Origin of the sequence: Actinoplanes sp. NPDC051343 (genome assembly GCF_044455125.1) — a bacterium.
GTDB lineage: Bacteria > Actinomycetota > Actinomycetes > Mycobacteriales > Micromonosporaceae > Actinoplanes.
Genome location: NZ_JBITEL010000001.1, coordinates 501,975 through 515,243 on the forward strand (window position 1 = coordinate 501,975; position 13,269 = coordinate 515,243).

The 13,269-nt window shown below is 74.0% G+C and carries 12 protein-coding genes; 11 read left to right on the forward strand and 1 reads right to left on the reverse strand.

The genetic code is table 11. From position 1 onward, the window contains the following. The first annotated feature begins 2 nt into the window (after positions 1-2). Genes ACIA5C_RS02180 through ACIA5C_RS02220 form a run of 9 tightly spaced genes read left to right on the forward strand, consistent with a single transcriptional unit; the run spans position 3 to position 10,010 of the window. Positions 3-1,358 carry an O-antigen ligase family protein gene (locus tag ACIA5C_RS02180; RefSeq protein WP_396050319.1) on the forward strand — a complete coding sequence of 452 codons (1,356 nt, stop codon included), beginning with the start codon at positions 3-5 and terminating at the stop codon, positions 1,356-1,358. Beyond that, positions 1,355-2,902 carry a lipid II flippase MurJ gene (locus tag ACIA5C_RS02185; RefSeq protein ID WP_396050321.1) on the forward strand — a complete coding sequence of 516 codons (1,548 nt, stop codon included), beginning with the start codon at positions 1,355-1,357 and terminating at the stop codon, positions 2,900-2,902. The genes ACIA5C_RS02180 and ACIA5C_RS02185 overlap by 4 nt, the downstream gene beginning before the upstream one ends. Next, positions 2,892-3,605, forward strand: coding sequence for a polysaccharide deacetylase family protein (locus ACIA5C_RS02190; RefSeq protein ID WP_396050323.1), 714 nt, complete (start codon positions 2,892-2,894; stop codon positions 3,603-3,605). The genes ACIA5C_RS02185 and ACIA5C_RS02190 overlap by 11 nt, the downstream gene beginning before the upstream one ends. Then, positions 3,602-4,777 carry a glycosyltransferase gene (locus tag ACIA5C_RS02195; RefSeq protein WP_396050325.1) on the forward strand — a complete coding sequence of 392 codons (1,176 nt, stop codon included), beginning with the start codon at positions 3,602-3,604 and terminating at the stop codon, positions 4,775-4,777. The genes ACIA5C_RS02190 and ACIA5C_RS02195 overlap by 4 nt, the downstream gene beginning before the upstream one ends. After that, a complete protein-coding gene (locus tag ACIA5C_RS02200; RefSeq protein WP_396050326.1) occupies positions 4,774-5,679 on the forward strand; it encodes a Wzz/FepE/Etk N-terminal domain-containing protein in 906 nt (301 codons plus the stop codon). Before ACIA5C_RS02195 ends, ACIA5C_RS02200 begins: the two co-directional genes overlap by 4 nt. Beyond that, entirely contained in the window at positions 5,679-6,824 is a 1,146-nt protein-coding gene (locus ACIA5C_RS02205; RefSeq protein ID WP_396050329.1) for a GNAT family N-acetyltransferase, read from the forward strand. The genes ACIA5C_RS02200 and ACIA5C_RS02205 overlap by 1 nt, the downstream gene beginning before the upstream one ends. Then, a complete protein-coding gene (locus ACIA5C_RS02210) occupies positions 6,824-7,945 on the forward strand; it encodes a glycosyltransferase (RefSeq protein ID WP_396050330.1) in 1,122 nt (373 codons plus the stop codon). The genes ACIA5C_RS02205 and ACIA5C_RS02210 overlap by 1 nt, the downstream gene beginning before the upstream one ends. 2 nt (positions 7,946-7,947) lie before the next feature. Next, positions 7,948-9,132, forward strand: a complete 1,185-nt coding sequence (locus ACIA5C_RS02215; RefSeq protein ID WP_396050332.1) for a cytochrome P450 — start codon at positions 7,948-7,950, stop codon at positions 9,130-9,132. 20 nt (positions 9,133-9,152) lie between these two features. Beyond that, positions 9,153-10,010 (forward strand): family 16 glycosylhydrolase, encoded by an 858-nt coding sequence (locus ACIA5C_RS02220; RefSeq protein WP_396050334.1) that lies wholly within the window; start codon positions 9,153-9,155, stop codon positions 10,008-10,010. A gap of 5 nt (positions 10,011-10,015) precedes the next feature. Here ACIA5C_RS02220 and ACIA5C_RS02225 read toward each other — a convergent pair whose 3' ends face one another. Further along, positions 10,016-10,621 carry a DNA-binding response regulator gene (locus ACIA5C_RS02225; RefSeq protein WP_396050336.1) on the reverse strand — a complete coding sequence of 202 codons (606 nt, stop codon included), beginning with the start codon at positions 10,619-10,621 and terminating at the stop codon, positions 10,016-10,018. Positions 10,622-10,775: 154 nt separating this feature from the next. On the opposite strand from ACIA5C_RS02225, the gene ACIA5C_RS02230 reads away from it, so the two are divergent. Both ACIA5C_RS02230 and ACIA5C_RS02235 read left to right on the forward strand, forming a co-directional pair. Continuing rightward, a complete protein-coding gene (locus tag ACIA5C_RS02230) occupies positions 10,776-12,419 on the forward strand; it encodes a serine/threonine-protein kinase (RefSeq protein ID WP_396050338.1) in 1,644 nt (547 codons plus the stop codon). A 39-nt stretch (positions 12,420-12,458) separates the two neighbouring features. Next, positions 12,459-13,265 (forward strand): hypothetical protein, encoded by an 807-nt coding sequence (locus ACIA5C_RS02235; protein ID WP_396050340.1) that lies wholly within the window; start codon positions 12,459-12,461, stop codon positions 13,263-13,265. The last annotated feature ends 4 nt before the right edge of the window (positions 13,266-13,269 follow it).

Sequence of the window (13,269 nt, forward strand, 5' to 3'; positions counted from 1 at the left end):
CCGTGTACGCCGTCGTCCGCTCCCCCGCCCGGGTCGCTCTGAGCCCGCTCGCCTGGCTGCTCGCCGGGATCGACTTCGCGATCCGCCGCCCCAGCGCGCTCGTCGCCGGAACGCTGCTGCTCACCTGCCTGCCCAGCGGCATCAGCGACGTCGCCGACTCCGGTCACGTCACCCCGGCCGACCTCGGTGCCGGCCTGGTCGTCGCCGCGGTCGCCGTACGCATGCTGACCGGAACCGAACGCTCGGCCGTGCGCCGCGGCTGGCTGCCGTTCGCCGCGGTCCTGACCGCGCTGGCCCTGGCCACCGTCACCGCCAGCGACGTCTCCGCCAGCATCATCGGCTTCGCCCGCTACGCCGAGCTCTTCGTGCTCGTCCCGGTCGCGGTGGCCATGTCGCTGCGCGACCGCCTCGACCTCGCGCTGATCGGCGGGGGCATCGCCGTGGTCACCGTCGCCGAGGGCGTGGTCGGCATCTACCAGGCGCTGACCGGGACCGGCGCCACCTACGGCGGCTCCTACACCCGGGCGGTCGGCACCTTCGGGCCGGACCAGGTGCTCGCGCTGGGCGCGCTGATCGGGTACGGCCTGGTGGTCACGCTCGCGCTGGGGTTCGCCGTACGCGGGAAGCTGCGGATCGCCCTGCTGGCCGCCTCCGCCTTCCTGCTGATCCCGCTGGGGCTGACCCTGAGCCGCGGCGCCTGGATCGCCACCGCCGTCTCCGTGCTGATCCTGCTCACGCTGGCCAGCTGGCGCGTCGCTCTGGTGCTCGGCGGTGCGGCGGTCCTGGTGGCCGCCATCGTCGTGCTCGGCGCCTCCTCGTCGGGCACCGGCGCGGTCGATCAGCGGGTGGCCAGCATCGCCTCGGTCGGCAGCGCCCCGGACCAGTCGGTGCGTGACCGCTACGCCCTGTGGCACACCGCGATCGCGATCTTCAAGGACCATCCCGTGGTCGGGGTCGGGCTCAAGGACTTCGCCGAATACCGCGACAGCTACGCCTCGGTCGAGCTCTCGGCCGGCAGCGACGTCGGCGACAAGGCCACCGGCATCAGCCGCGAGCCGCTGCTGTCGGCGCACAACCAGTACCTGATGGTCCTCAGCGAGCAGGGCACCGTCGGCATCCTCGCGTTCGGCGGCCTGCTGGCCGCCCTCACCGTGGGCGCCCTCAGGCGGCGCGACGTCCGGCTGCCGTCGCCCGGGCAACGGTTCCTCGATCTCGCCGGCCCCGCGGTGATGGTGTGGACGCTTGTCGACTTCGCGTACGGCGACATCGGCGCCGGGCCGACCAGCGTGCTGCTGGCGGTGGTGCTCGGCCTCGCCGTCCGCCGCACCCTGATCGTGCCGCAGGCGGTGAGCCGATGACCGCGACCGAGACTCGCCCCGCGCTGATGCGGGCCGCCGTGGTGACCGTGGTGGTCACGCTCAGCGGTTCCGCCCTCGGGCTCGTCCGCGATCTGCTGCTGGCCCGGTTCTTCGGGGCGAACGGCGGCACCGACGCGTTCCTGGTCGCCTGGACAGTGCCGGAGACCGCGTTCACGCTCGTCGTCGAGGGCGCGATGTCGTTCCTGATGATCCCGCTGTTCAGCCGGGCCCTGGCCGGCGCCGGACCGGGTGAGGCCCGCGCGGCGACCCGGCGGATCGTCGCCTCGACCCTGCCCCGGGTGGCGGTCGTGCTGGTGGCGGCCTCGGCGGCGGTCGCGCTCGGCGCCCCGCTGCTGGTCCGGGCGATCGCGCCCGGACTGGCCGACCCGGCTCTGGCGGTCACCTGCACCCGGCTGACCGCGCTGACCGTGCTCACGTTCGGTCTCGCCGGGTACGTCAGCGCGGCGCTGCGGGCCAACCACGTCTTCGGCGCGCCGGCCACCATCCACCTGTCCTACAACATCGGCATCCTCGCTCTGATGGCGACGCTCGGCGGCCGGCTGGGCATCGTCAGCGCGGCGGCCGGGGTCGCGGTCGGCAGCGTGCTGATGCTGCTCGCTCAGCTGCCCAGCTTCCTGCGGCACGTGGGGTTGCCGCGCTCCTGGCGCGCGGCCGGCCCGACCGTGACGCTGGGGGCCTTCGCGCCGCTGGCCGTCTACACGATCGCCCGGCAGGCGCAGGTCTTCATCGAACGCTTCCTCGGCTCCTCGCTGCCGCCGGGCACGATCTCGCACCTGAACTACGCGCAGAAGGTCGCCCAGATGCCGATGCTGGTGGCCCTGCTCGTCTGCACGGTCACGTTCCCGGCGCTGGCCCGCAGCGTGGCGGCCGGCGAGGCGCAAGCCGCCCGGGAAAGGCTCGAGTCCGATCTGCGTACGGTGATCGCACTGATCCTCGTGTCGGCGGCGTACCTCGTCGCGTTCGCCCCGCAGGTCGTGGCGGCGCTGCTCGGGCACGGCGAGTTCACCGCCGCCGACACCGCCGCGACCGCCGCCATCCTGCGGGTCTACGCGTTCGGCCTGATCGGCCACGCCCTGGTCGGCGTGCTGTCGCGCGCCTTCTACACCGGCGAGCGGCGCAGCTGGTACCCAGCGGCCGCGATGGGCGCCGGGCTCGCGGTCACCGCGCTTCTCGCGGTGGGCGGGGTCGCGCACTTCCACGCGTACGCGATCGCCGCGGCCAACGGCGCCGGCATCGTGACGACGGCCGTTCTGCTGCTGATCGGCCTGCGCGACCGGATCGTCGCCGTGTCGCTGCGGTCGGTCGGCGCCGCGACGGCCCGGCTGGCGGTCGCGGCCGGTACCGCGGGCACCGCCGGCTGGCTGGCCGGCCGTCTCCTGACCGGTTGGCCGGCCCTGTTCTCGGCCGCCACCGGTGGAGTGCTGGTGCTGCTCGTCTTCGCCGTCGCCGGCCGGCTGGCCGGGGCGGACGAGATCGCCGTCGTCACGGCCCTGATCCGCAGGAGGCTCGCCCGTGCCCGCTGATCCCCTGATCCTGATGTACCACTCGGTCGAGCCCTACCAGGCCGATCCGTACCGGGTGACCGTGCACCCGCGGCGGTTCGACGAGCAACTGCGCTGGCTGCGGCGCCGGGGGCTGCGCGGCGTCGGCATGCGGGAGCTGCTGGCGGCACCATCCGCCGCCGGCCTGGTCGGGCTGACCTTCGACGACGGCTACCGGGACTTCGTCACCGAGGTGATGCCGGCCCTGCAGCGCTACCGGTTCGGTGCCACGGTGTTCGTGGTGGCCGGCGGGATCGGCGGTCACAACTCGTGGGACGAACCGGGCCCGCGCAAGCCGCTGATGAGCGCGGCCCAGGTGCGCCGGGCCGCCGGGGCCGGCTTCGAGATCGGCTCGCACAGCCTCGTTCATCGGCGGATGCCGGCGCTGAGCGACGGCGAGCTCTTCGATCACGTACGCCGGAGCCGCCTGATCCTGACCGAGCTGACCGGCGCCGAGGTCACCGGCTTCTGCTACCCGTACGGCGCGGCCGGCGCCCGCGAGGCCGAGGCGGTCCGCGACGCCGGATACGACTACGCGTGCGCCGTGCAGCCGGTCGACCCGGCCGGCCGGCACACCCTTCCGCGCACGTTCGTCGGCGACCGCGACGGCGGCGCCCGGCTGTGGGCCAAGATGGCGCGCCACCGGCTGCGCGCCGCCCGGCAACCGGCGGTGACGACGCGATGAGGGTGCTGCATGTGATCACCGGTCTGGCCGCCGGCGGCGCCGAGCATCAGCTCCGCCTGCTGCTGCGCCGGTTGCCGCAGGACTGCGAGGTGGTGACGCTGTCCCACCCGGGTGCGGTCGCGACGGCGATCCGGGCCGACGGCATCACCGTGCACGAGCTGACGATGTCGAGCAACCGTGACGTCTCGGCGGTCGCCGGGCTGCGGCGGCTGATGCGGGCGGGGCGCTTCGACCTGGTGCACACCCACCTCTACCGGGCCTGCGTGCACGGCCGGGTGGCGGCCCGGCTGGCCGGCGTGCCCTGGGTGGTGGCGACCGAGCACTCGCTGGGTGACGGCGTCATCGAGGGCCGCCGCACGAACGCGGCCGTGCGGGCGCTCTACGTCGCCACCGAACGGCTGGGCCACGCCACCATCGCGGTCTCCGAGTCGGTCGCCGCCCGCCTGCGGGCCTGGGGCGTGCCGGACGAACGGATCGAGGTGATTCCGAACGCGATCGACGCGGCCGAGTTCCGTTTCGACCCGCAGCTGCGGGCGCGGACCCGGGCCCGCCTCGGCATCGCGCCCGGCGCGCTGGTGATCGGCGGCGTCGGCCGGCTGGAGCCCACCAAGCGCTTCCAGCGTCTGATCACCGCTGTCCGCGGGATTCCCGAGGCGACATTGCTGCTGGCCGGCGACGGCTCGGCCCGTCCGGCGCTCGAGCAGGCGGCCCGCCGGGCGGGTGTAGCCGGCCGGGTGGTCTTCGCCGGCGCGGTCGAACACGCCCGCGAGGTGCTCTGCGCGACCGACGTCTTCGCGTCCCCGTCCGATCAGGAGACCTTCGGCCTGGCCGTGCTCGAGGCGCTGGCCTGCGGCCTGCCGGTCGTGTACGCCGTCTGCCCGCCGCTGGACGAGCGGGCCGCCGCGGCCGGGGTGAAGGACCGCAGCACCGCCCCGGGCGCCCGGCGACTGTCCAGCCTGGACCCGGAGTCGCTGTCCCGCACGCTGCGCGCCGAACTAGCCGTTTTCGAACTGCGCGGCCGGCAGCGGCTGCCGGTCCCGGAGGTGGTCGCGCACTACGACATCGAACGGCTGGCCGCCTCGGTGGCCGGCCTCTACGAGCGGATCAGCCGGCCGCTGCCCCGGTCCGCCGATCGCCACCGCCATCTCGAGAGCGAGGGAACACAACCGTGAACGCACGCGAGATCCTCCGGAGACTCATCCGGCGGTTCGGCCTGGTCCTGCTGCTGACGGTGCTCGGCGGCATCGCCGGCGCGGTGTACGGCGCGGTGAAGACACCGACGTACACCGCGAAGGCGTACGTCGTGGCGATCGGCGACGCCGGCGACCCCAACACCGCCCTGAACTTCGCCCAGGCGTACGGCCGGGTCGCCACGACCGGGCCGGTGCTGGTGAAGGCCGGCGCGCTGCTCGGCAGCGACACCGACGGGCTGGACCGGGTGACCTCCTCGACCTCGCCGGACGCGCCGGTCATCGAGATCGACGCCACCGGCCCGTCGGCCGAGCACACCGCGGCGGTCGCGAACGCGGTCGGCCGGGCGTTGTCGGACTACGGCAGCGATCGCAAGGCGGACACCCATGTCGGTCTGGCGTTGCTGGCCGGCGCCACCACCCCGAGCCGGCCGACCTCGCCCAAGCCGCCGCTGGAGCTGCTCGTCGGTGCGGCCGGCGGCCTGCTGATCGGCGGCCTGGCCGTGCTCGCCGGAGCCGGCCGCTCCGACACCCGGACGGCGGCGGGCGAACCCGAGCCGGTGGCCGGCCCGGAGCAGTACACGGCCGAGGTACCGCGGCCACCGTTCGACCGGCCGGCCTTCGACGGCCCGGGCCTCGACGAACCGGCCGAGATCGAGGGGCACCTGGGCGTCTGGCGGGCCCAGTACGGCCAGAAGGCGATCACCTCGTACCGCAGCTCGGCGGCGAGCGCCGACCCGGCCGAGGACGAGGAACCGGCGCCCGAGGAGACGCCGGCCAAGGCCGAACCGGACGGGGACGAACCGCGGGCGATCAACGGGGCGGCGTTCACCGGCCCGATCGTCGGCCGGGCCACCGTCGCCGGCATGGAGGACGACGACTGATGCTCAGCGAATCCCGCCGCCTGGTCGGCCTCGGCTGGTCGGCCGAGGTCCGGCACAACGACGACGCGTTCGACGACCTGGAGGGCGACTGGTCCGACCTGGTCTCCCGGTACGCGGCGGCCACCCCTTTCCAGTCCTACGCCTGGCTGCGCTCCTGGTGGCGGGCGTACGGCCGGCCCGGTGCGCTGCGGCTCGCGCTCGTACGCCACGACGGCCGGCTGGTCGCCGCCGCACCGCTGACCCTGCGCCACCGGGCCGGCTGCCCCGTGCTGGCCCCGCTCGGCGAGCCGTTCGCCGACTTCACCGACGTGCTGATCGCCGACGATGACGCCGGGGCCGCATCCCGGCTGACCGGTGCCCTGCTGCGGCAACCGGGCTGGCAGGCGATCGACCTGCCCGAGGTGCGACCGGGTTCGGCCGCCGGCACCCGTCTCGCGCCGGCATGGCCGGGACGTCGATGGCGTACGCCGGCCTCGCTCTGCCTCGAATTGCCCGCTTCCGAGATAGCGGACCTGGTCCGCGCTCTGCCCGCGCACAGCCGCAAGACCGTCCGGCGGCGGCTCAACCAGCTCGACCGATCCGGCATCGAGGTGCGCGAGGTCGAACCGGCCGACGCCGCACGCGCGACCGCGGACCTGTTGCGCCTGCACGCCCGCCAATGGCAGGGCCGGGGCGGCAACCCGGAGCACCTCACCGGGCGCTTCCAGGAGTTCCTCGCCACGGCGGCCGGCGACATGCTGGCCGACGGGTCGGCGACGCTGTTCGAGTACCGCCTCGAGGGCCGGCTGACCGCCTCCTCGCTGGTGCTGGTCGGCCGCGAGCTGGCCGGCGGCTACCTCTACGGGGCCGAGCCGGAGCTGCGCGAGCGGGTCGACGTGACCACCATGCTGCTGGCCGACGTGCTGCCGCTGGCGCTCCGGCAGGGCTGCCCGACGATGAGCATGCTGCGCGGCGCCGAGGAGCACAAACGCCGCTGGCGACCGGCCGAGTCGCAGCACGAGGGTCTGCTCCTGGCCCGGCCGGGCAGCGCGCGCGGCGCCGCGTACGGTGCCGGCGTCTCGGCGATGCGCCGGGCCCGCCGTACCGCGCGCGACCGCGCGCCCTGGCTGCGTGCCGTCCGCGACCGGATCCGCGGGCGGCGCTGATGACCGTCTCCGTGCTGCACGTCGCCCAGCCGCGCGAGGGCGGGGTCGCCCGCTACGTGCTCGACGCCTGCCGCGACCAGCTGTCCCGGGGCTGGGACGTGACGGTCGCCTGCCCGGACGGCGGCCGGCTGGCCGGCGAGCTGGCCGAGGCCGGCGTACGCCGGATCAACTGGCCGGCCGTCCGCCGGCCGGGTCCCGAGGCGATGGCCGAGGCGGTGCGCCTGCGGGCGCTGGCCGGCCGGGTCCGCCCGGACGTGGTCCATCTGCACGCGTCCAAGGCCGGCCTGGCCGGGCGGCTGGGCCTGCGCGGCACCGGGCTGCCGGTGCTGTTCCAGCCGCACGGCTGGTCGTGGCTGGCGGTCGAGGGGGCGATCCGGGCGGCCTCGCTGCGCTGGGAACGGCTGGCCGCCCGGTGGACCGATCTGATCCTGTGTGTCGGGGAGACCGAGCAGGAAGCCGGCCGGGCGCTCGGCGTCCGCGGCCGGTACGCCGTGATCCACAACGGCGTCGACCTGACCCGGTTCCGTCCCGGCGGACCGCACGAGCGGGCGGCGGCCCGCGCCCGCCTCGGGATCGCGGCCGGCGCGCCTCTGGTCGTCTGCGTCGGCCGGCTGACCCGCCAGAAGGGTCAGGACGTGCTGCTCGCCGCGTGGCCGGCGGTCCGGGTCCGCTGCCCGGGCGCTCAGCTGGCGCTGGTCGGCGGCGGCGACCAGCGGCCCGGCCTGCGCGCTCTGCACCCGGCCGGGGTGACCTTCGCCGGTGAGGTCGGCGATGTGCGGGACTGGCTCCACGCGGCCGACGTGGTCGCGCTGCCGTCCCGCTGGGAGGGCCTGTCCCTGGCCGTGCTCGAGGCGCTGGCCAGCGGCCGTCCGGTGGTGGCCTCCGGCATCCCGGGGCTGGGCGAGATGGTCGCGCCGGGCACCGGAGCCACGGTCACACCGGACGATCCGGCCGCGCTGGCCGCCGCCCTCGCCGACCGGCTGATCGATCCGGCGCGGGCCCGGGCCGAGGGGGAAGCCGCGGCGCGGCACGCCCGCCGGTTCGACCTGCGCGACACCTACCAGCGGCTGGCCGCCGAGACCGCCGCACTCGCCGAGCACCGGGAGCGTGTGCCGTGGTGACCATGCCGCGAACGGATCTGACCGACCCCGCCTTCTGGGCCCGGCCGCCGCAGGACCGCCTGGACGCCTTCCGGGCGTTGCGCCGGCTGGACGCCCCGGTCTACTTCCGGGAGCGGGACGGCGGCTTCCACGCCCTGGTGCGGCACGCCCACGTCGTGCAGGCGAGCCGGCACCCGGAGCTGTTCATCAGCGGGACCGGGGTGACGACGCCCCGGCCCGCCCGGTGGGTGCGGACGGTCTTCGGCGACTCGATGGTCAACCTCGACGACCCGCGGCACGCCCGGCTGCGCGGGGTCGTCTCCCGGGCGTTCACCCCACGGGTGCTGGCCCGCATCTCCGCCGACGTCGAACGGGTGGCGGCGACGCTCGCCGACCGGGTCGCGGCGGACCGGCCGGCCGACTTCGTGACCGCGGTGGCCGGCCCGATGCCGTTGCAGGTGATCTGCTCGATGATGGGCGTGCCGGAGACCGAGCGGCGTGCGCTGCTCGCCCAGGTCGATCACGCCACCGCCGGTTCGGGAACGCGGCGCCGTCTGCGCGTACCGGGAAAGAGCCTGCGCGGGCTCGCCCGCCTGCACACCGTGATGGCGAAGGTGGCGCGGCAGCGCCGCCGGGAGCCCGCCGACGACCTGATCACCGCTCTGGTCTCCGCCGATCTCGGCGCGCGCGAGCTCGGGGCGTTCTTCTCGTTGCTGCTGGTGGCGGGCGTCGAGACCACGCGCAACGCGATCGCGCACGCCCTGCACCTGCTCACCACCCATCCGGACCAGCGCGACCGGCTGGCCTCCGACGTCGAGCGGTACGGCGCCGGCTTCGTCGACGAGGTGGTCCGGTTCAGCTCGCCGATCGTCCAGTTCCGCCGCACCGTGGCCGCCGACTGCGAGCTCGACGGGCACCCGCTGCGCGCGGGCGACGACGTGGTGCTGTTCTACGCCTCGGCCAACCGGGACGAGGCGGTCTTCACCGATCCCGATGCCTTCGACCTGACCCGCCGGCCGAACCCGCACGTCGGCTTCGGCGGCGGCGGCCCGCACTTCTGCCTCGGGACCTCGCTGGCCCGGCAGGAGATGACGGTCCTGTTCCGGGAGCTGTTCGCCCGGTTCCCGGCGATCCGCTCGGTCGGGCCGCCCGAACCGGCGCCGTCCAGTTTCGACAACCGCGTCCGCCGACTCGAGTTCACCTTCTGACCGCCGCTAGGGGTGAGGTAATGAAACACCCGCGCCGGCTCGCCGCCGCCATGGCGATCCTCGTGCTGTCCCCGCTCGCCGCCTGCACCGGGCGGTCCGAGGCCGAGATGCCGCCCGCCGCGGCCACGTCGCCCCCGCCGGCCGGCGCCGGACCGGCCGAGGGCGACCCGGCCCCGATGCCGGCCGGCCAGGACGGCGGCTGGAAACTCGCCTTCAGCGACGAGTTCGACGGGGGCTCCCTCGACACGTCACGCTGGGCCGACCGCTCCAGCGCCGAGCCGGACAGCGGCCGCGGCAACCCGGGTAACCAGCAACTGGAGTGGAATCAGGCCGCCAACTGCCAGGTCGGCGGCGGCGAGCTGACCATGACCGCCAAGCGTGAACCGGTGACGTCGCCGGACACCGGGCAGCGCTACGACTGGACGTCCTGCCTGATCACCACCCGCAAGTCGTACGCGTTCCAGTACGGCTACCTCGAGGAACGGTCGATCCTGCCGGCTGCGCGCGGGTTCTGGCCGGCGTTCTGGACCTGGCAGGTGCGCGGCACCGACCAGCAGGTCGAGACCGATGTCTACGAGTTCTACTCCGACAACCACACCAAGCTGTACAGCACGCAGTACTCCGGCGCGCAGGGCCGCTGCGACTGGCAGCCGTCCTTCGACCCGAGCGCCGGCTGGCACACCTACGGCGTCGCGATCGAACCCGGCGGAACCACCTGGTACGCCGACGGCAGGCAGGTGTGCCACACCGGTGCGACCTCGGCCGGTCCCACCAACATCATCTCGAACCTGGCGGTGTACTCGAAGATCCCACCGGACGCGTCGACGACCTCGGCGGTCAAGCGTGTCGACTACATCCGGGCCTGGTCGCGGTCGTGACCGCCTCAGAACAGCCAGCCGTCGCGGCGCACGATCCGGATGGCGTCGACGCGGTTGCGGGCGCCGGTCTTGGTGATCACGGCGGACAGATAGTTGCGGACGGTGCCGCCGGACAACGACAGCCGGTGCGCGATGTCCCGCACCGAGTCACCGTCGGCGACCAGCCCCAGCACCTCCAGCTCTCGGGTGTTCAGGTCGCGCTGGGTGTTCATCGAGGCCATCTGCAGCCGCGGCTGCACGATGCGCTCGCCGGCCGCCATCCGGCGGATCGATTCGGCCAGGTACTGCGACGAGGCCTCCTTGAGCAGGAAACTCACCCGGCCGCCGCGGTGCCGGGGCGGCAGCATGCCCCGTTTGGCCGGGTCGCACAGCACCAGCACCGAGCAGCCCGGCACCCGCTGGTGCAGGTCGGTCGCGATCGGCAGCACCTGCCCGACCATCAACTCGGTGTCCGCCACCACCACGTCGGGCGCCAGCCCGACCGCCCGCATCGCGAAGTCGCTGTCCAACGGCAGGGTGCCGACCATCTTCAGATCCGGCTGCGCGCTGAGCAACACGCGCACCTCGACGCCGAAATATCCGGCATTGCGGGCAACCAGGACGCGAATCATGGGCACTCCTCTCGTGGTCGACGCGGGGTATTCGATGCCTTCTGGCGGACGGATGGGTTCCGCTCGATATTTCTTCGACTCGATCGCCAATCCGGCGCCCACCCGGCTTCGAAGTCCCTCTTGATCCGCGCGTTGCCGGACGGGAAGTGGTGGCATGAATAACACGAGCGGGACCGGCACGGCAGCGCTCGGCGGCGACCTGGTCGCCGACCGGTACCGGCTGAACGAGGTGCTCGGCTCCGGCGGGATGGGCCGGGTCTGGCTGGCTGAGGACGAGTTGCTGCGGCGGCCGGTGGCGGTCAAGGAGATGCTCGGGCCGGCCGCCGACCGGGTGGAGATCCAGCTGCGTACGGTCCGGGAAGCCCGCGCCGCGGCGCGCCTCGACCACCCGGGCGTCGTGAAGGTCTTCGACGTGCTCTGGCTCGACGACCGCGCCTGGATCGTCATGGAGTACGTCCGGTCGCGCTCCCTGCAGATCGCGCTGCAGGCCGATGGGCCGTTCGAGCATCGCGCCGCGGCCCGGATCGGCCTGCGGTTGCTGGCCGCGCTGCGCGCCGCGCACACCGCCGGTGTGCTGCACCTCGACGTCAAGCCGCAGAACGTCCTGCTCGGCGACGACGGCCGGGTCGTGCTCAGCGACTTCGGCCTGGCCGTCACCCGCGACCCGGACGGCGGTCCCGAACCGGTCGTGATGGGCTCGCCGTTCTACGTGGCGCCGGAACGGCTCACCCCGAAGGTCCGGCCGAGCCCGGCCACCGACCTGTGGTCCCTCGGGGCCACGCTGTACGCCGCGGTCGAGGGCCGGTCGCCGTTCGTCCGCACCGACACCGACGCTTCGCTGCACGCGGTGCTGCACGAGGAGCCCACGGTCATGCGGCACCCCGGTCCGCTCACGCCGGTGCTGCTCGATCTGCTGGCCAAGAACCGCGACGAACGTCCGACCGCCCCCGAGCTGGAGCGGCGGCTGCGGCAGATCTCCGACGGCGCCGTTCCACGGCCGCGGAACCCTTCCGAGAGGCCGGCTCGCGGCCTGGCCCGGGTGCCGGCCGTTCTACCGGCCGCGCCGGCCGATCTCGTCCCCGCGATGACCGAGCCCGCGGCCGACGCCCACCCGGCCGGCAACCGCCGCCGGAAGCGCTACGTGCTGGTGGGTACCGCCGCTGTGGTACTGATCGGCGCGGTCGGCACCGCGGTCGCCCTCGACGATCAGCGATCGGGTGGAGCGGTCGCGCCCCGGACGGCCGCGGCCGCCGCGCCGGGCGCCGCGCCGACCGTATCGACGGTCGCACCGACGGCCGGGAACTCGTGCGGCTTCGGCGTCGCGGCCGCCGCGGTCAAGGCCGCCTCGACCCGCGTTCCCGCCGGTCTGCCGAGCGGCTGGGTATGGTTCCGCGATCCGACCGGGTTCTCGCTCGCCCTGCCGTCCGGCTGGCGGCGCTCGATGTCCGGCACCGCGGTCTGCTTCACCGATCCGGCCGGCGCGGGCGCCTTCACCGTGGACAGTGCGGCGCTGGTCACCCGGAAACCCCTCGACTACTTCCAGTCCCAGGAGAAAGCCGCCCAGCTGCCCGGCTATCACAAGGTCAGCATGGACGTGCTGCTGCTGCGCCGGGGCGGCGCCGACTGGGAGTACACGTGGCGGCCGGACTCCGACACCACCCAGCACGTGCGCCGGGTGCTGCTCGCGGTCACCGACACCCGGTCGTACCTCCTCAAATGGGCCACCTCGGACGCCGACTGGGCGCGCAACGTGAAGCTCGAACGCCAGCTGGTGACCCTGTTCGACTCCGCCGCCTGAGCACTCCATCCCCCTTCCCTTCCGCAAGGAGATCTCGCCATGAAACTGCGCCGGGCACTACTCGTCCTCCCCGCCGCCGCCGCGGCCCTGCTGCTCGCCACGCCGACCGCCGCGCTGGCCGACGAGAGCGTGCAGGTCAAACTGCTCCAACTCAACCACTCCGGCGCGACCGGCACCGCGACCCTGACCGCGATGGACGACGGCGATCTGAAGGTGAGCATCCGCTCCTCCGGACTGGTGCCGAACTCCCCGCACGCCCAGCACCTGCACGGCTCGACCCAGGGCATGGACTTCCACTGCCCCGACATGTCGGCCGACACCAACCACAACGGCTACCTCACCACCGAGGAGGGCATGCCGGTCTACGGCGACATCTTCATCTCGCTGACCACCAAGGGCGACGTCGCCAAGGCCAGCGGACTGGCGATCGACCGGATGCCGATGTCGGACGCCAAGGGCAACCTCAAGTACGACCGGACCATCCCCGGCGCCGACCTGCCGCCGGGCACCATCGCCCACCTCAAGGACCTGCACATCGTCCAGCACGGCATCGACGCCAACCACAACGGCAAGTACGACGTGGCCGCCCTCGGCGAGTCGACGCTCGCCAAGTCGGGGGGCCTCAACGGCATTCCCGAGGAAGCCACCGCCCCGGCCCTGTGCGGGATGGTCTCCGGTGCCGCCGTCGGGTCCGTTCCGGTCGGCGGGGTGAGCACCGGCGACGGCAGCACCCGGCACGACCCGGCGATCTGGTACGGCACCGGCGGCGTGGCCCTGCTGGCCGCGCTCGGTATCGCGGTCGCCGCCCGCCGTCGCGACTTCGTGCTGCCCCGCACCGAACGATGACCGT